The organism is Clostridium malenominatum, assembly GCF_039521365.1.
Classification (GTDB): domain Bacteria; phylum Bacillota; class Clostridia; order Clostridiales; family Clostridiaceae; genus Clostridium_AW; species Clostridium_AW malenominatum.
Window position 1 is genome coordinate 336,951 of record NZ_BAAACF010000003.1, and the last position, 25,998, is coordinate 362,948.

The 25,998-nt window shown below is 31.5% G+C and carries 23 protein-coding genes, 4 tRNA genes and 2 riboswitches; of the genes, 4 read left to right on the plus strand and 23 right to left on the minus strand.

Going from position 1 to position 25,998, the window contains the following annotated elements:
• Window positions 1-5: 5 nt before the first annotated feature.
• From ABDZ69_RS13455 to ABDZ69_RS13480, 6 genes are all read right to left on the minus strand, one after another.
• On the minus strand, window positions 6-290 hold the full coding sequence (locus ABDZ69_RS13455; protein WP_343770402.1) for an ArsR/SmtB family transcription factor: 285 nt from the start codon (window positions 288-290) through the stop codon (window positions 6-8).
• A 120-nt stretch (window positions 291-410) separates the two neighbouring features.
• On the minus strand, window positions 411-1,097 hold the full coding sequence (locus tag ABDZ69_RS13460; protein ID WP_343770403.1) for a metallophosphoesterase: 687 nt from the start codon (window positions 1,095-1,097) through the stop codon (window positions 411-413).
• Window positions 1,098-1,101: 4 nt separating this feature from the next.
• Window positions 1,102-1,365, minus strand: a complete 264-nt coding sequence (locus tag ABDZ69_RS13465) for an EscU/YscU/HrcU family type III secretion system export apparatus switch protein (protein WP_343770405.1) — start codon at window positions 1,363-1,365, stop codon at window positions 1,102-1,104.
• Between the two features lie 26 nt (window positions 1,366-1,391).
• Window positions 1,392-2,840, minus strand: coding sequence for a hypothetical protein (locus ABDZ69_RS13470; protein ID WP_343770406.1), 1,449 nt, complete (start codon window positions 2,838-2,840; stop codon window positions 1,392-1,394).
• Window positions 2,841-2,970: 130 nt separating this feature from the next.
• Complete coding sequence (locus tag ABDZ69_RS13475) at window positions 2,971-3,585, minus strand: ECF transporter S component (RefSeq protein ID WP_343770407.1); 615 nt, start codon at window positions 3,583-3,585, stop codon at window positions 2,971-2,973.
• A gap of 80 nt (window positions 3,586-3,665) precedes the next feature.
• Window positions 3,666-3,780, minus strand: a riboswitch (FMN riboswitch).
• A 55-nt stretch (window positions 3,781-3,835) separates the two neighbouring features.
• A complete protein-coding gene (locus ABDZ69_RS13480; protein WP_343770408.1) occupies window positions 3,836-5,995 on the minus strand; it encodes a Tex family protein in 2,160 nt (719 codons plus the stop codon).
• Between the two features lie 103 nt (window positions 5,996-6,098).
• Here ABDZ69_RS13480 and ABDZ69_RS13485 point away from each other — a divergent pair, with 103 nt between their 5' ends.
• Window positions 6,099-7,433: a M28 family metallopeptidase gene (locus ABDZ69_RS13485; RefSeq protein ID WP_343770409.1), complete on the plus strand. Its 1,335-nt coding sequence runs from the start codon at window positions 6,099-6,101 to the stop codon at window positions 7,431-7,433.
• 30 nt (window positions 7,434-7,463) lie between these two features.
• Here the strand turns inward: ABDZ69_RS13485 and prfB are convergent.
• A protein-coding gene (prfB, locus tag ABDZ69_RS13490) for a peptide chain release factor 2 (RefSeq protein ID WP_343770411.1) occupies window positions 7,464-8,565 on the minus strand; the annotation gives its coding sequence in 2 pieces (ribosomal slippage) (window positions 7,464-8,486 and window positions 8,488-8,565; 1,101 coding nt in all).
• Between the two features lie 16 nt (window positions 8,566-8,581).
• Complete coding sequence (gene secA, locus ABDZ69_RS13495; RefSeq protein WP_343770412.1) at window positions 8,582-11,089, minus strand: preprotein translocase subunit SecA; 2,508 nt, start codon at window positions 11,087-11,089, stop codon at window positions 8,582-8,584.
• Window positions 11,090-11,263: 174 nt separating this feature from the next.
• Here secA and ABDZ69_RS13500 point away from each other — a divergent pair, with 174 nt between their 5' ends.
• The gene (locus ABDZ69_RS13500; protein WP_343770413.1) at window positions 11,264-12,040 is read left to right on the plus strand and encodes an HAD hydrolase-like protein; all 777 of its coding nucleotides are present in this window, start codon (window positions 11,264-11,266) and stop codon (window positions 12,038-12,040) included.
• A gap of 36 nt (window positions 12,041-12,076) precedes the next feature.
• Here ABDZ69_RS13500 and hpf read toward each other — a convergent pair whose 3' ends face one another.
• The 9 genes from hpf to ABDZ69_RS13545 form a co-directional block, all read right to left on the minus strand.
• Window positions 12,077-12,607, minus strand: a complete 531-nt coding sequence (gene hpf, locus ABDZ69_RS13505; RefSeq protein ID WP_343770414.1) for a ribosome hibernation-promoting factor, HPF/YfiA family — start codon at window positions 12,605-12,607, stop codon at window positions 12,077-12,079.
• A gap of 364 nt (window positions 12,608-12,971) precedes the next feature.
• Window positions 12,972-13,649, minus strand: coding sequence for a ComF family protein (locus ABDZ69_RS13510; protein ID WP_343770415.1), 678 nt, complete (start codon window positions 13,647-13,649; stop codon window positions 12,972-12,974).
• On the minus strand, window positions 13,622-14,653 hold the full coding sequence (locus tag ABDZ69_RS13515; protein ID WP_343770417.1) for a hypothetical protein: 1,032 nt from the start codon (window positions 14,651-14,653) through the stop codon (window positions 13,622-13,624). The genes ABDZ69_RS13510 and ABDZ69_RS13515 overlap by 28 nt, the downstream gene beginning before the upstream one ends.
• A 28-nt stretch (window positions 14,654-14,681) precedes the next feature.
• The gene (recD2, locus tag ABDZ69_RS13520) at window positions 14,682-16,898 is read right to left on the minus strand and encodes an SF1B family DNA helicase RecD2 (protein ID WP_343770418.1); all 2,217 of its coding nucleotides are present in this window, start codon (window positions 16,896-16,898) and stop codon (window positions 14,682-14,684) included.
• Window positions 16,899-17,001: 103 nt separating this feature from the next.
• A complete protein-coding gene (metK, locus tag ABDZ69_RS13525; RefSeq protein ID WP_343770419.1) occupies window positions 17,002-18,177 on the minus strand; it encodes a methionine adenosyltransferase in 1,176 nt (391 codons plus the stop codon).
• Between the two features lie 72 nt (window positions 18,178-18,249).
• Window positions 18,250-18,351, minus strand: a riboswitch (SAM riboswitch).
• A 110-nt stretch (window positions 18,352-18,461) separates the two neighbouring features.
• Window positions 18,462-18,546 (minus strand) — tRNA-Tyr (locus tag ABDZ69_RS13530).
• A 5-nt stretch (window positions 18,547-18,551) separates the two neighbouring features.
• Window positions 18,552-18,626, minus strand: a tRNA-Thr gene (locus tag ABDZ69_RS13535).
• A gap of 40 nt (window positions 18,627-18,666) precedes the next feature.
• A tRNA-Tyr gene (locus ABDZ69_RS13540) sits at window positions 18,667-18,751 on the minus strand.
• A 5-nt stretch (window positions 18,752-18,756) separates the two neighbouring features.
• Window positions 18,757-18,831: transfer RNA gene (locus ABDZ69_RS13545), tRNA-Thr, on the minus strand.
• A gap of 237 nt (window positions 18,832-19,068) precedes the next feature.
• On the opposite strand from ABDZ69_RS13545, the gene ABDZ69_RS13550 reads away from it, so the two are divergent.
• Entirely contained in the window at window positions 19,069-19,788 is a 720-nt protein-coding gene (locus ABDZ69_RS13550; RefSeq protein ID WP_343770420.1) for a tRNA 2-thiocytidine biosynthesis TtcA family protein, read from the plus strand.
• A 60-nt stretch (window positions 19,789-19,848) separates the two neighbouring features.
• Window positions 19,849-20,376, plus strand: a complete 528-nt coding sequence (gene yyaC / locus ABDZ69_RS13555; protein WP_343770421.1) for a spore protease YyaC — start codon at window positions 19,849-19,851, stop codon at window positions 20,374-20,376.
• 26 nt (window positions 20,377-20,402) lie between these two features.
• Here yyaC and mreB read toward each other — a convergent pair whose 3' ends face one another.
• The 6 genes from mreB to ABDZ69_RS13585 all read right to left on the minus strand — a co-directional run bounded on the left by mreB (window position 20,403) and on the right by ABDZ69_RS13585 (window position 25,833).
• Window positions 20,403-21,437: a rod shape-determining protein gene (mreB, locus tag ABDZ69_RS13560; RefSeq protein WP_343770422.1), complete on the minus strand. Its 1,035-nt coding sequence runs from the start codon at window positions 21,435-21,437 to the stop codon at window positions 20,403-20,405.
• Between the two features lie 88 nt (window positions 21,438-21,525).
• Complete coding sequence (spoIIID, locus tag ABDZ69_RS13565) at window positions 21,526-21,780, minus strand: sporulation transcriptional regulator SpoIIID (RefSeq protein WP_343770424.1); 255 nt, start codon at window positions 21,778-21,780, stop codon at window positions 21,526-21,528.
• Between the two features lie 110 nt (window positions 21,781-21,890).
• Window positions 21,891-22,613 (minus strand): peptidoglycan DD-metalloendopeptidase family protein, encoded by a 723-nt coding sequence (locus ABDZ69_RS13570; RefSeq protein WP_343770426.1) that lies wholly within the window; start codon window positions 22,611-22,613, stop codon window positions 21,891-21,893.
• Window positions 22,614-22,763: 150 nt separating this feature from the next.
• On the minus strand, window positions 22,764-23,801 hold the full coding sequence (gene spoIID / locus ABDZ69_RS13575; RefSeq protein ID WP_343770427.1) for a stage II sporulation protein D: 1,038 nt from the start codon (window positions 23,799-23,801) through the stop codon (window positions 22,764-22,766).
• A 66-nt stretch (window positions 23,802-23,867) separates the two neighbouring features.
• The gene (gene murA, locus ABDZ69_RS13580; RefSeq protein WP_343770430.1) at window positions 23,868-25,121 is read right to left on the minus strand and encodes a UDP-N-acetylglucosamine 1-carboxyvinyltransferase; all 1,254 of its coding nucleotides are present in this window, start codon (window positions 25,119-25,121) and stop codon (window positions 23,868-23,870) included.
• A gap of 22 nt (window positions 25,122-25,143) precedes the next feature.
• Window positions 25,144-25,833: a YwmB family TATA-box binding protein gene (locus tag ABDZ69_RS13585; RefSeq protein WP_343770432.1), complete on the minus strand. Its 690-nt coding sequence runs from the start codon at window positions 25,831-25,833 to the stop codon at window positions 25,144-25,146.
• Window positions 25,834-25,998 lie beyond the last annotated feature (165 nt).

The following is a 25,998-nucleotide window of genomic DNA, read 5'->3' on the forward strand; positions in this document are numbered from 1 at the left end:
TAATCTTATTCCTCAAATAAGGATTGAATTAGTTTTATTATTCCCTTATCGCAAATACTATAATTAATTTCTAGCCCATTTCTTTCTCCCTCAATTATCCCTGCTGTCCTTAGTTTCTGAAGATGTTGAGATATTGTAGATTGAGGCATGTTAAGGCAATTTTGCATATGGCTTACATTACACTTACCTTTTTCTATTAATCCTTTTACTATGCAAAGCCTTACAGGGTGGGCTAACACTTTTAAAAGTTCAGCTCTATCATTAAAATCTTTTATATTGTAATTATTCATAATATCATTACCTCCATCATTATATTTATATATTACGTTTTTACGATATATTTGTCAATAATTTATCATATAAAATAAGGCATGAAAAATAAAATAATTAATTGTTTTATTTTTCATACCTTATAATATTTTTATAGGAATAAAATCTAAATAATCACAGGAAGTTAAGTAATATTCTATTCCTCCTATGTTTCCCTCTAATACTTTTTCTTTAGAAACACTATGCAAATGCCCATAGATTACCTTCTCCACATTATATTCTTTGAGAATATCTATGAAACCCGACTCTTCTTTTTTATCATGGCTAGGAGGATAATGAAGCATAACTATAAATTTGCTAAATCCTTCTTTAACTGCTGACTCCAAAGAAAGTCTTAATCTTATCAGTTCTCTTTTATATATTTTATTATCGTTTTCTGTAAACTTTTCTCCCCCTGGACATATCCACCCTCTTGTTCCACAAATTGCATGTTCACCATGGGAAAAATGGTTATTTTGTATAAATTTCATATCTTCATATAAGTTGTTTAATTTGCTAATACTTTGCCACCAATAATCATGATTACCTTTAACAAAAATCTTTCTTCCAGGAAGATTATGAATCCATTCTAAATCCATCATGCTTTCATCTATTTTCATAGACCAAGATATATCTCCTGGAATAAGTATAGTATCCTCTTCATTTATAATATGTAGCCAATTATTTTTTATTTTTTCCTCATGCTTAAGCCACTTTTCTCCAAAGACATCCATAGGCTTTTCCGTAGTAAAAGCCAAATGAAAATCTGATATTGCATAAATTGCCATATATTCACCTTCTGTCTATTGTTTCATCTATATCTATTACATATGCTATTACCTTAGCTACCACATCATAGAGCTCAAAGGGAATAGACTCTCCTACATCTACATTGGTTAATAAATTAGCCAACTCTTCATCATAAACTATTGGAACTTTTTCTTCCCCAGCCTTTTCTATTATTCTATCTGCAACATATCCCATTCCAGTAGCAGTAACTACTGGAGCGCTATATCCGCCTTCATATTTTAAAGCTGCAGCTTTTTTTCTTTTCATAGATAATCCTCCTAATTTAAAGAGAATTAAACTTTAACATTGATACTGCCAAGGTTGTTATCCACAAAAAACTCTCTGCAGTTTGCAATATTAAACTCTTCTTCTTTTTGCTCTACCTTGACTAAGATATTATATCCCATAGTGGATAACTCCTGCAACACTTTACTCTTTCCATTATCCAACGCTTTTATCCATTTTTTATCACACTTCATGTCTATATTTAGATTATTATTATTTATAGAAATAAAAGCATCTATGATTCCCATATTAACTGTTTTTATAGAGGTTGCAATTTTTACATTTTTACTATCTATTTTCTTGCCTTTTTTTCTTTCATCTTTAATAATTAATTTACATTCATAATCTTCCCTGTTCAGTTTTAGTGGTATATCCATATAGTAATATTCATTAGATATAGTATTATAAATCTTAATACTGTCTATATTATTTTTTATAAAGTCTACTACTTTATCATAAACTTCACCTTTAATTTTCCCCTTTTCATCTAATGTATATTTTATTATTTCTTTTATTTCTTCTAGCTTAGAATTTATCTCTACCTTAACATCCTTCCATAAATCCTTTTTTATTATAGTATTACCCTTTTCTATATTATTAACATCTTCCTTTTTTAAAAGTGAAATAAATTCTTTTTCCACTACTTCTTCTTTTACAACATCTTTTTTAATTGCATATTTTTCTACGTTCTCCTCAATATCCTTTTCCGCAATCTTAAATTCATTCTTATTATTGTCCTTAATTTCTTTTTCTAATACCTTGCCCATATGCTCAACAATTTTATGTATAGATTCTTCTTTAAATATCTTATTAAAGCCTTTAATGTTTTCTTTTGTAAACTCTATATCATTTTCAAAAAATGTTAGGACTTCCTTTTCTGTTAATCCCTTTAACTCTTTAAAAAAATCCTTTAAAATCCCCTTAACTTTCTCTTCTCTTAATGAACCTTCCTCTATATCTCTTCCATCTAAGTATTTTTTTATAAACACTTCTTCTTCTGCAGGATTCTCATCTACTCTTTTTATAAAATTAACTACAGTACTTATTTTAGATATATTGTCCTTTGTTAATGGTATATTGTGCTTAACCATTTTTTCGAGTAATGGATACTCTTCCTTATCTATGGCAATATTTTGTTCAGTTAATATATCTTCTATGGAATCCTTTTTTAATTGCTCCTCATTTTTCTTAGGAACTACTATAGAAAGCTTAACTTTTCCATCTTCATATCCTTCTACTTTAAACTTTAAAAGACCTTCTGGGGGAAATTGAAGTGGTTTATTCAAAGTAGCAGGAAACTGCCATCCATCTAAAAGTCTTAGAAGAACTTCATTTTTAAGCTCGTCTGCGGTAATTACTCTACCAATTAATATTTCTCCAATTTGAAAAGATATCTTGTCTTTAATTTGTTTCGTATTTAAGTCATATACTCCATTTACATTCCATATTCCTGCCATGAGCGTCTCCCCCCCTTAGTTTTATTATCGTGTAATAGAGCTGTTTTCTTAATACCTCCGAGGTCGCTACATTTTATTCCATATTATTAAAAATAAAAGAGCCTACATATTTTGATGTAAGCTCAAATTCTTATTTAACTAGCTCATTTTCCATGCCTTCTTTATGAAGCATTGGAGATACACTTTTATATATTCCTAAAGTTACTACTGAAACAAATATTCCCTTTATTAAATTGAAAGGAACTATTGACCATAGTATAAATGTCCAAAGATCTTTTACCATTGGATTTACCTTTGAGGCCATTCCTACGAACGCCTGTAGTGGTACATTTAAAACCTTTTGATATAATGGTAAAAATAAATAATAATTAAATATTCCTGCAGCTATAGCCATAACTACTGAACCTACTACAAGTCCCATAAAAGCTGATTTTTTGCTTTTATTATTTTTGTAAATAGTTCCCGCTGTAATTACAATTACTGCTCCAACTAAAAAGTTAGCTAATTCTCCTACAAAAGCTGTTTTTGTAGCGAAAACTCCATGAAGTATGTTCTTAACTAACTGAATAATAACCCCTTCTATAGGTCCAAAGGCAAAAGCTCCAATTAATGCTGGTATATCACTGATATCTATTTTAAGAAACTCTGGAAAGAAAGGTATTGGTAATTCTATATACATTATTAAATACGCTATAACACTTAATAATGTTATTTTGATTGATTTGTTTAATTTTTTATTTCTCATATTAAATTCCTCCTAAAATATTTTTAAAATAAAAAAGCCCCAACAAAAAATGTCAGGGCATCATTAACAACACTGTTTTAAAACACCTTCTCTCATCCAGACTATACTGTCGGCTTCGGAATCTAACCGAATCATGCCTTACGGCTCGCGGGCTATACCGCCGGTGGGGACTTACACCCCGCCCTGAAGATAAATTATTCTATTTTCACTATAATTATAGACCAAGGCTTGGAAAAATTCAATACAATTTTTAAATTTCTTTCATGGTTAAAGATATTCTCTTTCTCTTTAAATCTACTTCCATTACTTTTACGTTAACAATATCCCCAACCTTTACAATATCTAAAGGATGCTTAACAAATTTATCAGCTAGCTGACTTATATGTACTAAGCCATCTTGATGCACCCCTATATCTACAAAAGCCCCAAAATCTGCTACATTTCTAACGGTTCCTGTAAGAGCCATGCCTGGCTTTAGCTGATTTATATCTATTACTCCAGTTTTAAATATAGGCTTTGGAAGCTCTTCCCTAGGGTCTCTTCCTGGTTTCACTAACTCTTTTATTATATCTTTAAGGGTAGGGATTCCTATTTCTAATTCTTCACTTAATTTTTCTATACCTATACCTCTTACTCTTTCTTCTATATCCCCTAGTTTTTTATTTTTTAAATCTTCTACAGTATATTTTAAAATCCCTATTAGTTTTTTAGTAGCCTCATAGGATTCAGGATGGACAGAAGTATTATCTAAGGGTTCCTTGCTTTCCATAACTCTTAAGAATCCTGCACATTGTTGGTAGGCTTTATCTCCTAATCTTTTAACCTTTAAAAGTTCTTTTCTACTTTTAAATTTCCCAACTTCTTCTCTATACAATACAATGTTTTGTGCAATAGAAGCGTTAACTCCTGATATGTATGAAAGCAGTGATGGTGTCGCTATGTTTAAATCCACCCCTACGGTATTTACGCAGTCTTCTACTACTCCCTTTAAGGATTCATCTAATTTTTTAGGAGTTACATCATGTTGATATTGCCCTACTCCTATGGATTTAGGGTCTATTTTAACTAGCTCTGCCAAAGGGTCTTGCAGTCTTCTCCCAATAGATATAGCTCCTCTTATGGATACGTCAATATCTGGATATTCCTTTGCTGCAAGTTCGGATGCTGAGTATACTGAGGCACCTGCTTCAGAAACTATAACGTAAAATAACTCTTTGCCCTTTTCTTCCTTCACTTCTTTTATAAGTTTTTCTATGACCTCTTCAGATTCTCTACTTGCTGTTCCATTTCCTAAAGATATAACATCTACATTGTGTTTATAAATTAGCTCTTTTAATGCCTTTATAGACCCTTCTACATCTCTTCTAGGCTCTGTAGGATAAATGGTTGCCGTATCTACAAACTTTCCTGTATCGTCTAGTACAGCTATTTTACAGCCAGTTCTAAAGCCTGGATCATATCCTAATACCACTTTTCCTTTTATGGGTGCCTGCATTAAAAGGGCATTTAAGTTAGCTTTAAAAATATCTATAGCTCCTTCTTCTCCAATTTCGGTAAGTTCTGTTCTTATTTCTCTTTCTATGGAAGGATAGATAAGCCTTTTTAGAGAATCTACAATACTCTTTTCTATATATTCATCAGTTATAGGATTATTTTTAAGTATTCTTCCCTTTAGATAGTTAATTATTTTATCCATATCTACAGATATTTTAACTGAAAGAATTTTTTCCTTTTCTCCTCTATTTATTGCTAGAATTCTGTGGGCAGGAATTGATCTTACAGCTTCCGTGTAATTATAATACATTTCATATGGGGTAGGTTCTTTGCTTTCACCCTTAGTTTCTATTAATCCTTCCTTAGCTACATAATTTCTAATCCATTTTCTATATTCTGCCTCATCAGATATTATTTCACTTATTACATCCATAGCTCCGTTTAAAGCTTCTTCCTCTGAGTTCACAGCTCTTTCTTCATCTATATATTTAGACGTCTCTTCTTTAATGTCTCCTTTAAAACTTCCGTCTAATATAATTTCAGCTAAAGGCTTTAATCCTTTTTCTATGGCAATAGTAGCTCTAGTTCTTTTCTTAGGTCTAAATGGCCTATATAAATCCTCTACCTCTGTCAATGTGGCACTGTTAACTATGGATTTCTTTAGATCTTCTGTAAGCTTTCCTTGCTCATCAATTATCCTTAATACATCCTCTTTTTTCCCCTGAAGATTTCTTAAGTAGCTCAGTCTCTCGCCAAATTCCCTCAAGGTAACATCCGTTAATCCACCAGTGACCTCTTTTCTATACCTAGCGATAAAGGGAATAGTATTTCCTTCATCTAAAAGCTCTATAACGCTATTTACTATACTTATGCTTATATTTAATTCTTGTGATAATTGTTCAACGATACTTTTCATATTTACCTCCAACTAAACTATTTCAAAATTATTTTACAACAGTTATATAAACTTTTCCAATGTAATATATTTTATATGATACTATTTTTATAAGGAGTTTCCCATGAATAGAAAAATTTATAGATATTTTGCTACTCTCTTTTTAATTATCTTCTTCTTTTCTTTTGGAACTTTTAAAGGAGCTAAAAACTTCAAGCCCGATAATGTTAAAAAGGACATTGTATATCTTGCTTCGCCTGAACTAAAAGGAAGACTAGCAGGAACTCTAGAAAATATTCAGGCAGCAAACTATATAAAAGAAAAATTTATAAGTAACAAGTTAAAGTCCTTCGATAATACTTATTATCATAACTTTAATACTTTTTATCCAGAGAAATTAAAAGACTCTCCATACTTAAAAGTTCTAGGGCCTAATAACGAATCCATAAAAGAATTTGAGTACGGTAAGGACTATAAAGAAGATATGATAAATTTTAAATCAAATAATATCACCTTTGATAAAAACAGCAAGCTATCCTTTAACAAAGAATTTATAGGGGTTGGTACCGATAAAGGCACTCTTATATTGTATTTAGCAGAAAACGACAATATGGAATTTAGAAGTTCTTTTATTTATGATTCTCCCATGAACTTATATTTGATGATTACAAATGATACGAAAGCACAAATTGAGTCCTCTTTAAAAGATGGCTACAAAATTGATTGCTACATACCCTACACGGTTAAAGAAACCACAGTAAGCAATGTAATGGGGTTAATTGAAGGAAAAGACTCTACCGCTTCCCCAATAATTATATCTGCTCACTTTGATCACTTAGGCACAGATTTAAATAAAAACATATATGGTGGGGCTTTAGATAATGCTTCTGGTATAGCTTTTGTCATGGAACTGAGTAGATATATATCTTCCCTTGGGAAACCAGATAGAAACATATTATTTATAGGTTTCAATGCCGAAGAATTTGGATGCTTAGGAGCTAGGGAGTTTGTTAAAGACTACAAAGATTTATTAAAAGATAGTAAAGTCTTTAATTTTGACATGATTGGAACAGATAATGCTTCTCCCCTTTGCATAATGGGCGGCGAAAAAGACTCTATTAATTCTCCACTTGTTAAATCTGCAGCTTCAGTATGTACTAAAGAAAAAATATATTTTAACTATTTATTTCAAGATTCTAGCGACCATGAAGCCTTTAGGAATGCAAACATTGATGCTATAACTTTCATCGATAACGATCTAAGTAGAATTCATACCCCTAATGATAAGGCTGAATTTATAAGCAGTAAATCCATAGAAAGGTGTTTTAGTGTAGCTTCTAAAGAAATAAAAAAACATGCTTTTACTAATAATCCATTCGTACTATATAATAAAATTCTTATACTACTTTCCCTGCCTTTAATAATCTTGTTGTTTACTTTGTCAAAAATAAGAGTTTAAAAAAATCCCCATGAATAGTGGGGATTTTTATTATTTCACTTTTAAATATTCATTTATAAAGAGGTCTATATCTCCATCCATAACTGCTCCTAAGTTACCCGTTTCTGCTCCAGTTCTATGGTCTTTAACTAAATTATATGGATGAAATACATAAGAACGAATTTGGCTTCCCCAGCCCATATCCTTGAGCTCTCCTGTTAAGTCCTCTATTTTTTCTTTATGAGCTTCTTCTTTTAACTGAACTAGTTTTGCTTTAAGCATTTTTAGCGCAGTTTCTCTATTGGAATGCTGACTTCTTTCATTTTGGCACTGAACGATTATACCTGTAGGCAAGTGAGTTATTCTCACGGCAGATTCTGTTTTATTAACATGCTGCCCACCAGCTCCTCCTGCCCTATAAGTATCCATCTTTAAATCTTCAGGTCTTATTTCTATGTCTTGGCTTTCAGTAAGTTCTGGTAATACTTCTAAGGAAGCAAAGGAAGTTTGTCTTTTGCCATTTGCATTAAAAGGCGATATTCTTACAAGTCTATGAATCCCTTTTTCAGCTTTTAAATATCCATAAGCAAAATCTCCACTTATTTTTAGGGTTGCTCCTTTTATACCTGCCTCATCTCCCGAAATCAAATCCAAGGTTTCTATAGTGTAGCCTTTTTTGTCAGCCCACCTACTATACATTCTCAGAAGCATCTCTGTCCAGTCTTGTGCATCGGTACCACCAACTCCTGAATGGAGAGTTAATATAGCATTGTTTCTATCATACTCTCCACTGAGTAGAACTTCTATTCTAAAATTGTCCACATCTTCTTTTAAGCTTTTCACTTCTTTTAACAGTTCATCTAGAGAAGAAGCATCCTCTTCTTCTCTAGTTAAATCACATAATATTTTTCCATCCTCAATTCTCGATTGAAATCCATAAAACTTACTCAATCTCTCCTTTAGGAATTTCTCTTCTTGGGTAACCTCTTGTGCCCTTTTTAAGTCATTCCAAAAATCAGATTCTCCCATTTTATTTTGCAATTCTTCTATTTTTAGTTTTATTTTATCGATGTCAAAGTGAATCCCCAATTTCTTTAAGGATTAATTCTAAAGAATTTAATTCACCAATGGTTAAATCCAATTCTATAAACATTTTTACTCAACTCCTATTAAGCTTCTCTTCCGCAGCAGTTTTTATATTTTCTGCCACTTCCACATGAACAAGGATCATTTCTTCCTATTTTGTTTTCTTTTCTTACAGGTTCTTTTTTAAGTGAATCATCACTATGGTTTGTCGCTGTTTCCTTTGCTACTCTTTCTCTTTCTGGCGCACTTTGTATCTGAACTCTGAAAAGATATTTTATAGTATCTACTTTAATATTATAAATCATCTCTTCAAACATCTGACTTCCTTCGAACTGATAAGCTTGAACTGGGTCTTGTTGTTTGTAAGCTCTAAGTCCAATACCTTGCTTTAAATGATCCATATTATCTATGTGATCCATCCACTTAGTATCAACAACTCTTAAAAGTATAACTCTTTCTATTTCTCTCATTTGCTCAGTTCCAAAGTCTTCTTCTTTATCTATATACATATTCTGAGCTATAGTAAGTAATTTTTCTTTTATTTCTTCATTTGTTAATTTAGAAAGTTGTTCTACCGTTACATAATCCTTAGGAAGATAAATATCTTCAAGGAAGGTTATTAAGTTTTCTAATTCTTTTTCAAATTCTTCTGCTATCCCTGATATATGAGAATCTACAACAGAATAAACCACATCTCTAATCATATCTTGTACTTGATCTTTTAAGTCTTCACCTGCAAGAACTTCTGATCTTTGTTTGTAAATTATTTCTCTTTGTTGATTTATTACATCATCGTATTGAATCAAAGTTTTTCTTATATCAAAGTTATTACCTTCAACCTTCTTTTGTGCATTTTCTATGGCACCGCTTACCATTTTACTTTCAATAGCTTCATCGTCTCCAAGTCCTAATTTTTCAACTACTCCCTTTAACTTATCTGAACCGAATATTCTCATTAAGTCATCTTCTAATGAAACGTAGAATCTTGATTCTCCAGGATCTCCTTGACGTCCTGAACGTCCTCTTAACTGGTTATCAATTCTCCTTGATTCATGTCTCTCGGTACCTATTATCTTAAGGCCTCCTACTTCTACAACACCTTCGCCTAGCTTAATATCCGTACCACGACCAGCCATATTAGTTGCTATAGTGACTGTTCCGTATTCACCAGCATGAGAAACTATCTCCGCTTCCTTTTCATGGTACTTAGCATTTAAAACCTGGTGCTTAACTCCCTTTTTCTTTAACATTTCAGATATAAGCTCTGATTTTTCTATACTTACTGTACCTACTAGCACTGGCTGACCCTTTTTATAAGTTTCTGCTATTTCTTCTACAATGGCTTTATATTTGCCTTTAGCTGTTTTATAAACTAAATCTGGTTGGTCTATTCTTACAACTGGTCTATGAGTTGGAATAACAATTACATCTAGACCATAGATTTCTCTAAATTCATTTTCTTCTGTTAGCGCAGTACCAGTCATACCTGATAATTTACTGAACATTCTAAAGTAATTTTGGTAGGTTATAGTTGCTAAAGTTTTAGATTCTCTTTCTACTTTAACTCCTTCTTTAGCTTCTATGGCTTGGTGAAGACCATCACTATATCTTCTACCTTCCATAACTCTACCTGTAAATTCGTCTACTATCATTATTTCGCCTTCTCTAACTATATAATCCTTATCAACCTTCATAGTATAGTTGGCTTTTAATGCTTGAACTACGTGATGCTGTATTTCCATGTTATCTGAATCTGCATAGTTTTCTACTTTAAAGAATTCCTCCGCTTTAACTATTCCATCATCTGTCAATATTACAGCATTAGCCTTTTCATCTACAGTAAAGTCTCTTTCTTTTAATAAAGATTTTGCAAAATAATCTGCCACTCTATAAAACTCTGTGGATTTTTCTCCTTGACCTGATATTATAAGAGGAGTTCTAGCTTCATCTATCAATATAGAGTCAACTTCGTCTACGATGGCAAAGTTTAGCCCTCTTTGTACTTTTTCTTCTTTGTATATAACCATATTGTCTCTTAAGTAGTCAAATCCAAACTCACTATTAGTTCCATAAGTAATATCACATCTATAAGCCTGCTGTCTTTCAGTTTGATCTAGCTCATGCAAAATAACGCCTACTCTAAGTCCTAGAAACTCATGAATTGGTCCCATAAGTTCTCTATCTCTCTTAGCCAAATAGTCGTTAACTGTAACAATATGAACTCCCTTTTCGGAAAGGCCATTCAAATATGCAGGTAAGGTTGCAACTAATGTTTTACCTTCACCAGTTTTCATTTCAGCTATTCTTCCTTGATGAAGAACAATTCCTCCCATTAACTGCTCTCTGTAGTGCTTTAACCCTATGACTCTCCAGGCAGCTTCTCTTACAACGGCAAAAGCTTCAACTAAAATATCGTCCAAGGTCTCACCACTAGCTAGTCTTTCTCTAAATTCATTAGTTTTTGCTCTTAATTCTTCATCTGTAAGTCCCTGCATTTTTGAATCTAGAGCATCAATTTTATCTACTAATGGAATTATTCTTTTTATTTCTCTATCACTATATGTGCCAAATATCTTCTCAAATAACCTCATTTTTTTCATCCTCACTAATTTTATTTTCTAAAAATACTTATTCTTATAGATTATATCATTTAATTTATTTGGGTTCAACTTAATACATGGTTAATGCACAATTTGTTAAATAATATTTTACAATGTTAATAGATAAGCCTTATAATTAAAGTATAACAGTTTAGGAGTGGTTTTATGATATCTAAGTATAATAATTACCTTTTTATATTTGAGGATATTCTATGTAGCTCGCCACAAAAACAAGAAGAGTGGGTTAAATTTATAAATAAAATTCCTGTCCACAGAAGGTATTTCTTCACATTAAATCCGGACTTTAGCAGAAAAACTCTCTCTAACATGATTAAGAACCTTAATATAAACTATGATTTTAACAATGTTTTAACACCATCTTATCTCATGCTAAGTTACTGCAAAACCCTCTACACTAACTTAACTATATACCCTATAAGTACTACTATGGATTTTCATGACTTTTATATAAGTAATATCAAAATAGATTTTGCAAATCCTAATTTAATTATTGTAAACACAAGTAATATGTCTAAGGAATATTTAAATGCCTTAAGTCATTTTAATAATATACCAATAATTTTTTCATCGATTCTTTGTACTAATAGATTCGATAAATGCGTAATGTGCAATGAAAATTGCAACTTAAGATATATAAAATCTTCATATAGAACTAGATTAATAATACCTGATTCCCCTCCAAGTTATGATGTTACATATTTATTTAAAAAGTTTAATATAGACCCTAAGGAAACAGTGCTTGTAACTTGCAAAATTAGAAATGACTATTTACAATGCGAGAAAGCCGGCTGCCAAATGGTTCTTGTTTTAAATGAAAAATACTCAAAGGAGGATTACATAGATTCCTCCTTTGATATAAATTTAGTAGTAGATAACCTTAATAATTTGTCGTATTTTTTAAATTTAAAAGAGGAGATTTAAATCTCCTCTTTCTGTATATGTTTCATTCTATGTTAATTATTCAAAATCTTGTTCAATAAGACCGTAGTTTCCGTCTTTTCTTTTATAGATTACATTAACTTCTCCACTTTCTGCATTTTCATATACAAAGAAGTTATGTCCTAAAAGTTCCATTTGAAGTACTGCTTCTTCATCTGACATAGGTTTCATTGGGAACTTCTTAGTTTTAACTATTTTAGGTTCATTTATATTTTTAATATCATCATCTGGAATTGATTGAAATCTCAATGAATCTCCATATAACCTTTTTTGTAATTTAGTTTTTTGCTTTCTTATTTGTCTCTCAAGCTTATCTAAAACTAAATCTAATGAAGCATACATGTCGTCTGTTGACTCTTCTCCTCTTAATATAACTCCATTAAAAGGAATTGTTACTTCTATTCTTTGAGTATTTTTTTGTACACTTAATGTAGCATGGGCTTCTACATTTGGATTAAAATATTTTTCGAGTTTCTCTAACTTCTTCTCTACTATATTTCTTAATGCGTTTGTAATCTCAATATTTTTACCAGTCACTGTAATTTTCATACTTCCAGCCCCTCTCTACTCTAAAATTTATAAAGTAATGTTTATTGTGTTACTATAATTTTAATATGATTTGAGTTAAATTACAAGTTAAATTATCAAAATCTTTAAAAAAATAGAGTTCTTATCTACATAAGAACTCTACATTTTAAGTTAGTTGACCTGATTTTTTCCCCCACACCCGCCTGCTGGAGCTTTTGCTACTCGGAATTAACCTCTCACTACTTACCCTCTCGTATATAATCTCAACGGCAGGACTTACCTCTAAGCCGCACCATGCTCATTAAACATTTTATTTAACTTACGTGGATCGTTTCGCCTGCGACTGGCATCGATTTTCAATCACAAACCTAACTTAACATAACTATTATACATTACTTTTGGCAACAGTCAATATATTTATTTCCTTTGCTCCATTTTTCATTAACTCTTTTCCACAATTATAGGCAGTAGCACCTGTTGTAATTACATCATCTATTATTATTATTTTCCTATTCTTAATTTTAATTCCTTCATTTAACTTAAAGGAATCATCAACATTACTCCATCTTTCACTTCCATTTAATCCAATCTGATCTAAAGTTTCCTTGCACTTGTATAGAGTGTTAACCACAGGGATATTTAATTCTCTTCCAACAACCTTTGCTAAATATTCACTTTGATTATATCCTCTTTTTTTATAGGATTTACTACTCATAGGCACAAAGGTTAATATAGGAGACTCTATATTAATGTGTAAAATTTTTTCTTTTAACAGTTCTCCTAAAGCTCTTCCACACTGAAAATCTCTACTATATTTAAATCTTTTAATCATTCCAACCATAGCATTTGAATAAACTCCTACACTATATCCTTTAAAACTATATTCCTCTCCACTTATTACAAAGACTTCATTAATGGAGTCGATTTTATTCCTACATGCAAGACAAAGAGAAGTTTTCTCTACAACTTTTTCACACAAAGGGCATTGTTCTTCTTCACTAAAAAGTACAGAGAGTACATTATCAAATATATCTTTTAAATATTTAATAATCCCATCTCCCAAGCTTCCTTATTGAAATTTCTTATAATATTTTTTGCCCTATCCATATGTTCTGTTTCTTCATTGGCTACAAATATAATTTCTTTGCTTTTCATATTATTTATGGCTTCTTCACCACAAAGATATGCAAGCTTTCTATAATCAAACAAACTATTATTTGCAAAAAATATCATCTCATTGACTTCTCTTCCCCTGTAAACTCCTCTTAATTTTTCCTTTAAATCATTTGTTACTAATATACCTTTATTGTATTTATTGAAGGTTAATAAAGGCTTTTCATCCCTTTCACTCTTATAGTAGGAAATTATATTATTCGCTAGACCTTTGCAATACTTGCTTATATAATTACAAACATTGGTTACACTTTCTTCATCAGGAACATATATTACCACTCTCTTTTCCAGCTTAAGCCACCATTTTAAATATTCATAAATAGTATAGGGTATATCTGTATTTAAATCTATTTTAGTAGTTATTACTCTAGGTTCTACCAATGGCAATGCACTTTCCATAACAGGAAGATTTATTTCTCTTTTCTTATTGAAAATTCCTTCTATGGAATAGGAAATTAATTTCCCATTATCCGAAGAACATTTAGCCATTATATCAATAATTTCATACTTGTTATATATAGGTAAGCTTCGTATATCATCATAAATTACCAAATCATACTTATTTCTTAATCTTAAAGCATTTTCACAATTACACACTATTAAATTTTTATTAATTTCTATAGCTGCATTTCTTAAATAACCATAGTTTCTTGGTATAGCTCTTCTTTTTAAATTTCTAAATAAATCAATACTCTCTTCTTTTTCATTGGTTATATATAAAACTTTTTTATTTAAGCTTAAAAAGTTCGCTATTGCCTTAGTTAGAACAAAAGAAGAATTGTTAGGAACAGTTACAATATTTAAAAACTGTTCTCCTGAAAATACCCAATTTGAAATTTGTTCAACTATTCCTTCTCTTTCTGAATAAGACTTAGGAATTTTATTTATAAACATACGTTATACACTCCAATATATTTAAGTTTTAATCTACGGCATTCATGATGTTTTCTATTCTCCATTTTAATAAGGAATATCTTTCAAAACTTTTATTATTATCAATCATGAACTTTATAGACTTTAAAGACCCTACTATTACAACTAAACTTTTTGCACGAGTTATACCTGTATATAGTAAATTTCTATTCATAAGCAATGGCGGCCCCATAAAAGCTGGAACTACCACCACCGGGAACTCACTACCCTGGCTTTTATGTATGGTTATAGCATAAGCTAATTCTAATTCATCTAAATACATGCTTTCATATATAACTTTTCTTTCTTCATCAAAAATTACTGTAATGACATCTTTTTCTTCGTCTATATCTTCTATATAGCCCATATCTCCGTTAAATATACCTATTCCTTCATTTTCCCCAAATCCAGCTATTCTTTTCCACTTTAATGAATAGTTATTTTTTATTTGCATAACTTTGTCGCCCACTCTAAATAACATTTCTCTAAATTCTTTTTCTTTCTTATTAGGCGACTTAGGATTTAATACCTGTTGAAGTTTTTCATTTAAATTGTCTACCCCTAAAACTCCTTTTCTCATAGGAGTTAATATTTGAATATGTTTTAGTTTATCCCAACTTTTATTAAAGGTTGGAAGTCTCTTATCTATAAGTCCTACTATGGTGTCTAGAATTACTGTTCCCTCTTCACCATTTATAAAATAGAAGTCCTTATCCTTTTCATTTAGTACTGGCATTTCACCATTATTAATTTTATGAGCATTAAGGGTTATCATACTTTTCGAGGATTGCCTGAATATATCTTTCAATTTTACTACCTTTACACAATTACTTTCAATTAAATCTCTTAAAACATTACCAGGACCTACAGAGGGAAGCTGGTCTACATCTCCCACTATTATGAGTCTTGTACCTAGTGATATGGCCTTTAATAAATTGTGCATTAGTAGTATATCTATCATAGAGGCTTCATCTACAATTATAACGTCACACTGCAAGGGAGACTCCTCTGTTTTTGTAAAAAGCTCCTCTTCTTCACTCATACCCATCTCCAATAATCTATGTATGGTTTTGGCTTCCTTTCCTGTAGCTTCACTCATTCTTTTTGCAGCTCTTCCTGTAGGTGCTGCCATAAAAACTGTCATACCATACTTTTCAAATATTTGGCTTATACAATTTATTATAGTAGTTTTTCCTGTACCTGGCCCCCCTGTAATTATCTCTATCCCACTTATTAAAGCTCCTTTTATAGCTTCCTTCTGAGAGGGTGCAAATTTAATTTGATTATCTTTTTCAAATTTATTAATTTCATCATCCACATCTATTTCTAGTTTATTAAAGTTACACAAAGAAAGTGTAAGAATTTTTTTTGTTACACCTAACTCACAATAAAAATAGGGTATGGTAAAAACATATTGTTCTCCATTACATTCTTCTATTTTAATCTTACCTTCATAAGCATTATATATTAAGCTTTCTTTTATGTGTTCCTCAGCAACTCCAAGAATTTCTATGGCTTCTTTTACAAGTCTATTATATGGCATACAGGTATTACCTAAACCACAAAACTGATTTATAATATATTTTATTCCAGAGCTAATTCTAAAAGGAGAGTTTAATTCTATCCCTAAATTACGAGCAATCTTATCAGAAGTTTTAAAGCCAAAGCCAGCTATATCTTCTGTTAAAATATATGGATTTTCCTTAACTATTCTTATAGAATCATTTTTGTATTTCTTATATATTTTTAAACATTGATTAGTGGTTACTCCGTAATTTTGGAAGAACATCATTACATTTTTTAGCTCTCTTTGTTTATTAAAGGATTCCTGGATAGTAGCTATTTTTTTATCTCCTATGCCTTCTATTTCTTTTAACCTTTCAATATTATTTTCTAAAACATTAAAGGTTTCCTCTCCAAAAATTTCTACCATTTTTTTCGCAGTTACAGGTCCTATGCCAGATATTACTCCTGAAGCTAGATATCTTTCTATACCCTTTGTTGTATTTGGCAAGCTTTCCTCACTAATGTCAACTTTAAATTGCTCCCCAAATTGAGGGTGAGTGACCCATTCCCCTATTAGATTTAATTCTTGGCCCTCAATTATATAGGGTATACATCCCGTAATGGTTATTAGTTTATTTTTTTCTTTTATCCTAGCTACCACATATCCATTTTCATCATTTTTAAAAACAATAGCTTCCACACTTCCCTGTATCTCTGCCATAAAACCTCTCCTAAATTGTTAATTTAATTTATATTATACCATATTATTTCCTTATACAAACAAAAGAGAGGTTATTTAAAACCCCTCCTTTTTTTCGTATATTTTATAAATATTTTTTTATTTCTTCAACTTTATCTAATCTTTCCCATGGAAGATCTAAATCTGTTCTTCCAAAGTGACCATATGCAGCAGTTTGCTTGTAAATAGGTTTTCTTAAATCTAAATAATTAATTATAGCCGCAGGTCTTAAATCAAATGTTTTGTTTATTATATCTACTATTTTATCATCTGATATTTTTCCTGTTTCAAAAGTATCTACAGCAATAGAAACTGGTCTTGCAACTCCTATAGCATAAGCTAATTGGATTTCTATTTTATCTGCCACTCCAGCGGCAACTAGATTTTTAGCTACCCATCTTGCTGCATAGGCTGCGGATCTATCAACCTTTGTAGGATCTTTTCCTGAGAAAGCTCCACCACCGTGTCTTCCATATCCTCCATAGGTATCAACTATTATTTTTCTTCCTGTTAAGCCAGCATCTCCTTGAGGTCCACCTACAACGAATCTTCCCGTTGGATTTATATAGTATTTTGTATTTTCGTCTAGGAGTTCTTGAGGAACCACTTCATTAACTACGTATTTTAGTATATCTTTTTCTATCTCTTCCCTAGTAACCTCTGGACTATGTTGGGTAGATACTACTATAGTGTCTATTCTAACTGGCTTTCCATCTTCATACTCTACCGTAACCTGAGTTTTTCCGTCTGGTCTTAAGTATGAAAGTGTACCATCTTTTCTAACTTCTGATAACTTTCTAGCAAGTTTGTGAGCAGTAGCTATTGGCATTGGCATATATTCCGGAGTTTCATTTGTAGCAAATCCAAACATCATACCTTGGTCTCCAGCACCTATAGCTTCTTCTACATCCTTTTCTCCTTTTTTAGATTCTAAGGATTCATTTACTCCCATGGCAATGTCTGGTGATTGTTCATTAATTGATGTTAATATAGCACAAGTATCACTATCGAAGCCATATTTAGCTCTTGTGTAACCTATGGATTCTATAGTTTCTCTAACAATTTTAGGAATGTCTACATAACAATTAGTTGTTATCTCTCCAACAACTAAAACCATCCCTGTAGTTACTGTAGTTTCACAAGCTACTCTTCCTTTAGGATCTTTTTCAAGTATAGCATCTAACACCGAGTCAGAAATCTGATCACATATCTTATCTGGATGCCCTTCTGTTACTGATTCTGAAGTAAACAATTTTCTCATCTTTTTACCCTCCAATTTAATTTTTATAAAAATAAAACCCCTTCGATAAGAAGAGGTAACAATGTTCCTTTTCTCTTATCTTGCAGATATTATCTGCTGGAATTGGCACCTTAGCATAATAGCTGGTTGCCGGGTTTCATAGGGCCCATTTCCCTCCACCTCTCTTGATAAGAGCTTTTTATTCTATTTTACTCTAAAAACTATAGCATAACCTCATTACCGTGTCAACGGGGAATTTTTTACTTAATCAAAATAAAAAAGACACTATCAACAGTGTCTTTTTTTGGTGGAAGTGGATGGATTCGAACCATCGAAGGTACTACCAACAGATTTACAGTCTGCCCCCTTTAGCCACTCGGGAACACTTCCATATATGGAGCTGGCAATAGGAATCGAACCTACAACCTGCTGATTACAAGTCAGCTGCTCTACCGTTGAGCCATGCCAGCATATTTAATAACTTAACAATCTAAAAATATTAATTAAAATTGGTGGAAGTGGATGGATTCGAACCATCGAAGGTACTACCAACAGATTTACAGTCTGCCCCCTTTAGCCACTCGGGAACACTTCCATTTGTGGAGCTGGCAATAGGAATCGAACCTACAACCTGCTGATTACAAGTCAGCTGCTCTACCGTTGAGCCATGCCAGCACATTTCATTATTAATATTCTTAATTTGTTAACAAGCAATAGTATACATTCTTATTTAATAAAATTCAACCTCGAAAACAGCCATTATGGGCAATGTAACGATTATTACTCTATATTACTCTTATTTCCTTCACATTTCTTCAAATTAATGCATTTAATATAATTATATTCTTTATTTGTTTATAACTTTATATTATAATGCTAGTAGAATATTCGAAAGCTGATAAGGAGATAACTATGCAAAAACTTCTAAGCAAATTAAGAAGAGCTGTAAATGATTTTAAATTAATAGAAAGTGGGGACAAAGTTGCAATAGGCTTATCTGGAGGTAAAGATAGTCTTACTTTACTACATTTGTTAAGTAGGTATAGAACTTTTTCTCCAGAACCCTTTGAATTAATTGTTATTACTATTGATCCTAAAACAGGTGCAGATTTCTCACCATTAGAAAAGTTATGCAATGAACTAAATGTTCCATTTTATTTGATAGAATCTAATATTAAAGAAATAGTTTTTGATATTAGAAAAGAAAAAAATCCTTGCTCTTTATGTGCTAATTTAAGAAGAGGAGTATTAAATGAAAAAGCAAAAGATCTAGGTTGCACTAAAATAGCCTTAGGTCATCATAAAAATGATGCTATAGAAACTCTATTGATGTCTATGTTCTATGAAGGCAGAATAAATAGTTTCTCACCTAAAACCTATTTAAGCAGAAAAGATATAACCGTCATAAGACCTATGGTGTATATAGATGAATTAGAAATTAAAAGCACTGCAGCAAAATATGAGTTTCCTATAATACACAATCCTTGTCCTGCAAATGGACTTACTAAAAGACAATACATGAAGGATTTAACCTATGCACTAGAGAAGGACATTCCCGGATTAAAAGACCATCTACTAGGAGCTTTGATGAACATAGAACAGCTAAATATTTGGGACAAAAGTAAGTTTTAGTTAATTATATTAATATTAAGCCACCCTCTCTCATATACATTATTAGGGAGGTGTGGCTATTTGAATATAATTCGAGCACATTATAAAGACCAGGCTTGTTTTTATAAGATAGGCAATTTTATATGCAATTATGTTGATGTTAATACAGTTATAGTATGTATAGGTACTGATAGATGTATAGGAGATAGCTTAGGTCCATTAGTAGGTACATTTTTAACCGAAAAGAATTTCCCTCTTCCTATATATGGAACAATCTCCGATCCTATACATGCTTTAAATATTGATAGGAAACTAACAGAAATTAAATATGCTCACCCTAATGCAAAGATTATTGCCATAGATGCCTGCCTAGGTCATGAGAATAATATAGGTGAAATACATGCAAGAGATTGTCCAATTCAACCTGGGAAAGGCGTTGGCAAAAAACTCCCTCCTGTAGGTGAATCCTCTATAATAGCAATCGTAGATTCTTCGGAAAATAATATATTTAGCAATACTAGAATAAGATTAGATTTTATATTCAAGCTAGCTAACGCAATAACACAAGCACTATTTCTTGGATATGAATCAAAAAAAGCAAAGAGTTAATCACTTTGCTTTTTGTTAATTCATTATTAATTCATTAAGTTTATATCATCGTTTGTCATACTTAAGTCTAGCTTATCCACAAAATCTAAAACCTTACCTGTACCTAAAGCCACACATGAAACTGCATCTTCTGCTACATAGACAGGAACCTTTGTAACTTCTTGTATGAGTTTATCAAGACCATTTAATAAAGCTCCCCCACCAGTCATTACAATACCTTTATCTGCTATATCAGCTGCTAGTTCAGGTGGAGTTTTTTCCAATACCGAATGTGTGCATTCTGCTATAGCATTTACTGGCTCACTTAAAGCCTCTCTCATCTCTTCAGAAGACACTGTTATATTTTTAGGAAGGCCCGTAACTAAATCTCTTCCTCTTATTTCCATACTTATTTCTTCATCTCTTTTATAAGCTGAGCCAATATTAATTTTTAAATCCTCTGCTGTTCTTTCTCCTATCATTAACTTATGTTTTTTCCTTATGTATCTTATTATAGCTTCATCAAACTTATCTCCAGCTATTTTTATAGAAGCTCTAACAACTATTCCTCCTAAGGATATAACAGCAATGTCTGTAGTTCCTCCTCCTATATCTATTACCATACTTCCACTAGCCTTTGTTATGTCAAGGCCTGACCCAATAGCCGCCGCTAAAGGCTCTTCAATTAGAAATACTTTTTTAGCTCCTGCATTTTTTGCAGCATCTATTACGGCTCTTTTTTCAACTCCTGTAGCTTCACAAGGAATACATACTACAACTCTTGGTGATACAATCTTTCTTTTTCCACACACTTTTCTTATAAAATACTTAAGCATTTTTTCTGTTAGATCATAGTCTGATATAACTCCATCTTTTAGTGGCCTTATTGCCACTATGTTACCTGGAGTTCTACCTATCATTTGCCTAGCTTCTTCCCCAACGGCTAAAACTTTATTTTTGCTTTTATCTATAGCCACCACTGAAGGATCCTTTAATACAACACCTTTTCCTTTTATGAACACTAACACTGTTGCAGTTCCTAAATCTATCCCCATATCTGTTCCAATATTGAAGAAAAACATCCCTATTATTCACTCCTACTCTTTCGTTATATTTTTATTGAATTATTCCTTATCAATACCATATAATTCAATTATAATAGGAATGTGTCTATCCTTCAATAGTCTTGTACTTCATTTTGGTAGCTTTTCCACCTCTTATATGTCTTTCAGATTTATTGTAATCCATTATAATTTTGGCTTCATTGGCAATTTCGGGATTTATTTTCGGTAATCTCTCAGTCATATCTTTATGAACTGTGCTTTTACTTACTCCAAATACCTTTGCTGTTTTTCTAATAGTAGCTTTTGAGCTTATTATATAATTTGCTACTTCCAATACTCTTTCCTCAATATAGTCCTTCAAAGTGCTGCCTCCTTAATCTTATCTATTTATAAATATGCTTTTACACAATCTTAAATTACATTTGGTAAGCCATTTCCTCATGTAAATGAGGAAAATGGCTAGTCTTTACCTTAATACTGTATGTATTTTGATGGATTTACGAATTCATTATTATTCATTACAGCAAAGTGCAAATGATCTCCGTAACTTTCATAGGATGCTCTTATAGTAGTTTTTCCTACACTTCCTATTTTAGTTCCTCTTTTTACATTTTGACCTTTGCTTATTGATACTTTTGAATCCAAGTTAGCATAAATGGTTTTTAGTCCATTTTGATGGTTTATAATAACTTGCACTCCATCTATGCTATCATTTTCAATACTTTCTACTTTACCTTCCATAACAGCCATTACTGGTTTGCCAACTTCGCATTTTATATCCATACCAAAGTTTGGTCTATAGCTATTAGTGGATTTCCAAAATACTGGCTCTTCAGAGTAAGCTCTTGCTAAAATTCCTTCTACCGGTTTTATAAACTTTGTGCTTACAGTTGTAGTAACTTCTGAAACTTTATCCTCTTCTGTTTTATTCTCAGTTACCTCAGCTCGATCTTTGTCATTTCTAACTTGAAGAGCATTATCAAAATCTTCATAAGGTTTTTCTGTAATTTCACCTATTTCTATTCCTGTATCATTTACAATATTAGGATCCTTAGATGATAAGTTCCCTTTTCCTGTATTCCTAGATACAAAAACTGCTACCGTAGCTAAAATGCATAGGCATAGGAATAATATTACATAAAACCCCTCCCTTTTAATAAAGTTTGAAAATCTTTTAGAGAATTTTTTATCCATATGAACACCTCCTTTTTGTAGTTTGTCCAGTACATAGTAAAAAATACATATTTTATATAAATTTATTTCTATTTATTTCTATATTTTTTTACTTATTTTGACTTAAAAGAAAAGAAGCTGTCGACTAATGTTTAGTTGACAGCTTATTTTCTATAATTCCGTGTATTTTCCTATTTGAACACCTTTATAATAGTGACTTATTATATATTTATAGTCCTTCCCATTTTTCCCCAAAGAATTTGCTCCCCATTGACTCATTCCTACCCCATGCCCATATCCCTTACATATTATCTCTACAGTGTTTCCATTAAAAACAAAACTAAAATTAGTAGAGTTCAGTCCCATAATACTTCTAAATTTTGTTCCAGTTATTGTGGTTTTGCCTATTTGTAATTCCTTTACTCCGCCTGCTGAAGTTCTATTTTTTATTTTAATATTATTTTTCAAATTACTAGAAGAGGTAATTGAGTTGGGGTAATAGCTATTAATCATCTTAACAAAGTTAGCATTAGTATATCTTAAACTTGATGTAAACTTTGGGGCAACTTCTTCTCCAGTGCTTTCTACGCTTTGCAAATAAGGAACCGATTGGGAAAACACCTCTTCTGAGCTTTCAGTTTTTCCACCACTTACAGCAAAGTAATATATATCCTTAGCTATACTGTTGTTATATACAATTACTTCTTCTTTTGTTTTTAAAACAGCCTCTTCAATTTTACTCCAATACTCATTTCCTTTACTTTCAGGCCATGCCTTAAATCTATCTTCCTTAGATATATAGGCTTGACAATGTACTGTATCACAGATATCACCTTCATTAATTTGTCCACATCCATTTCCTCCAACAGACTCCATATGGGCTAAGGCATAAGTTCTCGCTGCTACCGCTTGAGCCTTTAAAGCTTCAATGTTAAATTCTGCCGGCATTTCCGCTGCCACTACTCCTTTAATATATTCTTCTATGTCCATTTCTTCTATGGTTTTAGTTTTTGTTCTGTATACCCTTATTTTTAGCTTATCTCTTGTTTTTAAAGTTATTTCTTGCTCCTTTACTTCAAACTCTTTTATAGCTGAAGCTTTATTACCTTCCCTTAGCATAAAATATGAAAATATAGTAGTGAAGGTAATAAATAAAAAAACCGTTATTAATAACGTGCATAAATAAAAAAATGTATTATTTTTTTTCATAGAGGTTTTCTCCTTTTTAAGCTTAAGTTATTTCTTTATAAATATATGAGAAAACCTTTTTTATTATTACACTCTATATATTTCCGCCCCTAGAGCTTTTAGCTTTTCTTCTATGGCTACATAACCTCTATCCACATGATAAATTTCCATAACCTCTGTAACTCCTTCAGCTGCTAGACCACAAAGTATTAATGCAGCCCCAGCTCTTAAATCCGTAGCTTTTACCTGGCATCCTGTAAGTTTATCTGTACCTTCTATTACAGCACTTCTACCATCAATTTTGATGTTTGCTCCCATTCTCTTCATTTCTGGTGCATGCATAAATCTATTTTCAAATATGGTTTCTGTTATAACACTGGTACCATTAACAGAAGCAAGCAGTGCCATCATTTGAGATTGCATATCTGTTGGAAACCCTGGATAAGGCATAGTTTTTATATCCACTGGTTTTAACTCTCTTCTTCCATCTAATATTAAAACATCCTTTTCAACCTCAATTACTACTCCCATCTCCGTAAGCTTTGCAATTACGGGTTTTAAATGTTCCTCATTAACTCCTATAATTTTAATTCTACTTTTAGTTATTGCACCTGCTACCATAAAAGTACCTGCTTCTATTCTGTCATATATAGGTTTATGAGTTACACCATTTAATTCTTTTACCCCAGTTATCTTTATCTTCCCTGTACCAGCTCCAGTTATCTTAGCTCCCATTTTGTTTAGATAATTAGCTAAATCTTCAATTTCAGGCTCCTCTGCTGCATTTTCAATTATAGTTTCACCTTCTGCCATAGTAGCTGCCATAATTATATTTTCAGTAGCACCCACAGAAGGGAAATCCAGATATATATTGCTTCCTATAAGTTTCTCTGCTCTAGCTTCAACATATCCATATCCTAGTTTTATCTCTGCCCCTAGTGCAGTAAATCCTTTTAAATGCAAATCTATAGGCCTTGTTCCAATGTTACATCCTCCTGGAAGAGATATTCTAACTCTTCCAAACCGAGCAAGCATGGGTCCCATAATTAAAAAAGATGCTCTTAATTTTTTTACTAAATCGCAGGAAGGTTCAATGCTCGATATTCCAGAAGATTTTATAGCTATTCTATTGCTTTCTTTGTCTATATTAACCTCTGCGGAAATAGACCTTAACACATCACTTATTACAAAAACATCTTCTAACATGGGAGCATTTTCTATAATACATTCCCCATTCCCTAATATACTAGCTGCTATAATGGGTAAAACAGAATTTTTAGCTGAACATATTTTAACTTCTCCACTTAAGGTTTTTCCACCCTTTACTACAATCTTATCCATCATTATCCTCCATTACAAATTTCTAATAAGAAGTAAGTATTTCTGGCGTTCCAATAATAATATAATTACCAGAGTAGTAATTACATAACGCATAATTTAAATCTATAAGTTTTCCTCCTATTGTAATAGGATTAAATTTCTTACTGTACGCAATCGTACTATATCCATTGTCGATTTTTATAGAATTTATATTTTCTGCATCTTCTCTCTTCAACAGAGCCTTTATTTTACGATTTACATCCTTTAAATTATCCTCATAAATTTTAGCCTTTATATACTTAAAATAACTTGTACCTCTATTATCTATGGCCTCACTAATTTCTATTTCCATATCATCCAAATCATAATTACTTGTTTCTTTTATAAAATCTATGGTTATTACATTATATTTTTCATAGTTAGTACTTTGAATATATCCTTTTATATTTCCGCTATTGAATTCTACTCCATAAATTTTCTTATTCTCTCTAACATTTGTATAATTATATTTATCAATTTTTAATTTTTTTAATATATCATGAATTTGCTTTTTGTCATCTTCATAAGTTATAAAATTTGTTTTAACTCCACACTCCTGTATGTCTCCTTTAGCTTCCTGAACAATATCTTGTAAAAGAAGTCCCGAGCCTGTTGCCTTAGGCTTATCCACATTTAAAATTAAAAAAACTAAGCATATAACGCTTATTATTAACATAAATCTCTTACTTTTCATATATTACGCTAAGATATAGCTTCCCCCCTATAATTTAATCCATTTTTTCCCTTTAAATTAAATTATAGACACATCTGATTTTTTTATTCACTAAATATATTATCAATATATAATATTTTGGCAAAAATGTTACAAACTATAACACTATAATTTTCTTAAAATAAA

What these genes read in the sequence shown, in the direction of transcription:
- ABDZ69_RS13585 (WP_343770432.1), bottom strand. Translation starts at nt 25,833, where the DNA reads ATGAAAAGTAAGAGATTTATGTTAATAATAAGCGTTATATGCTTAGTT.
- ABDZ69_RS13475 (WP_343770407.1), bottom strand. Translation starts at nt 3,585, where the DNA reads ATGAGAAATAAAAAATTAAACAAATCAATCAAAATAACATTATTAAGT.
- ABDZ69_RS13480 (WP_343770408.1), bottom strand. Translation starts at nt 5,995, where the DNA reads ATGAAAAGTATCGTTGAACAATTATCACAAGAATTAAATATAAGCATA.
- ABDZ69_RS13455 (WP_343770402.1), bottom strand. Translation starts at nt 290, where the DNA reads ATGAATAATTACAATATAAAAGATTTTAATGATAGAGCTGAACTTTTA.
- metK (WP_343770419.1), bottom strand. Translation starts at nt 18,177, where the DNA reads ATGAGAAAATTGTTTACTTCAGAATCAGTAACAGAAGGGCATCCAGAT.
- ABDZ69_RS13550 (WP_343770420.1), top strand. Translation starts at nt 19,069, where the DNA reads ATGCAAAAACTTCTAAGCAAATTAAGAAGAGCTGTAAATGATTTTAAA.
- ABDZ69_RS13515 (WP_343770417.1), bottom strand. Translation starts at nt 14,653, where the DNA reads ATGTTTATAAATAAAATTCCTAAGTCTTATTCAGAAAGAGAAGGAATA.
- ABDZ69_RS13485 (WP_343770409.1), top strand. Translation starts at nt 6,099, where the DNA reads ATGAATAGAAAAATTTATAGATATTTTGCTACTCTCTTTTTAATTATC.
- secA (WP_343770412.1), bottom strand. Translation starts at nt 11,089, where the DNA reads ATGAGGTTATTTGAGAAGATATTTGGCACATATAGTGATAGAGAAATA.
- ABDZ69_RS13470 (WP_343770406.1), bottom strand. Translation starts at nt 2,840, where the DNA reads ATGGCAGGAATATGGAATGTAAATGGAGTATATGACTTAAATACGAAA.
- hpf (WP_343770414.1), bottom strand. Translation starts at nt 12,607, where the DNA reads ATGAAAATTACAGTGACTGGTAAAAATATTGAGATTACAAACGCATTA.
- ABDZ69_RS13500 (WP_343770413.1), top strand. Translation starts at nt 11,264, where the DNA reads ATGATATCTAAGTATAATAATTACCTTTTTATATTTGAGGATATTCTA.
- ABDZ69_RS13570 (WP_343770426.1), bottom strand. Translation starts at nt 22,613, where the DNA reads ATGGATAAAAAATTCTCTAAAAGATTTTCAAACTTTATTAAAAGGGAG.
- ABDZ69_RS13465 (WP_343770405.1), bottom strand. Translation starts at nt 1,365, where the DNA reads ATGAAAAGAAAAAAAGCTGCAGCTTTAAAATATGAAGGCGGATATAGC.
- ABDZ69_RS13460 (WP_343770403.1), bottom strand. Translation starts at nt 1,097, where the DNA reads ATGGCAATTTATGCAATATCAGATTTTCATTTGGCTTTTACTACGGAA.
- mreB (WP_343770422.1), bottom strand. Translation starts at nt 21,437, where the DNA reads ATGTTTTTCTTCAATATTGGAACAGATATGGGGATAGATTTAGGAACT.
- spoIID (WP_343770427.1), bottom strand. Translation starts at nt 23,801, where the DNA reads ATGAAAAAAAATAATACATTTTTTTATTTATGCACGTTATTAATAACG.
- murA (WP_343770430.1), bottom strand. Translation starts at nt 25,121, where the DNA reads ATGGATAAGATTGTAGTAAAGGGTGGAAAAACCTTAAGTGGAGAAGTT.
- recD2 (WP_343770418.1), bottom strand. Translation starts at nt 16,898, where the DNA reads ATGGCAGAGATACAGGGAAGTGTGGAAGCTATTGTTTTTAAAAATGAT.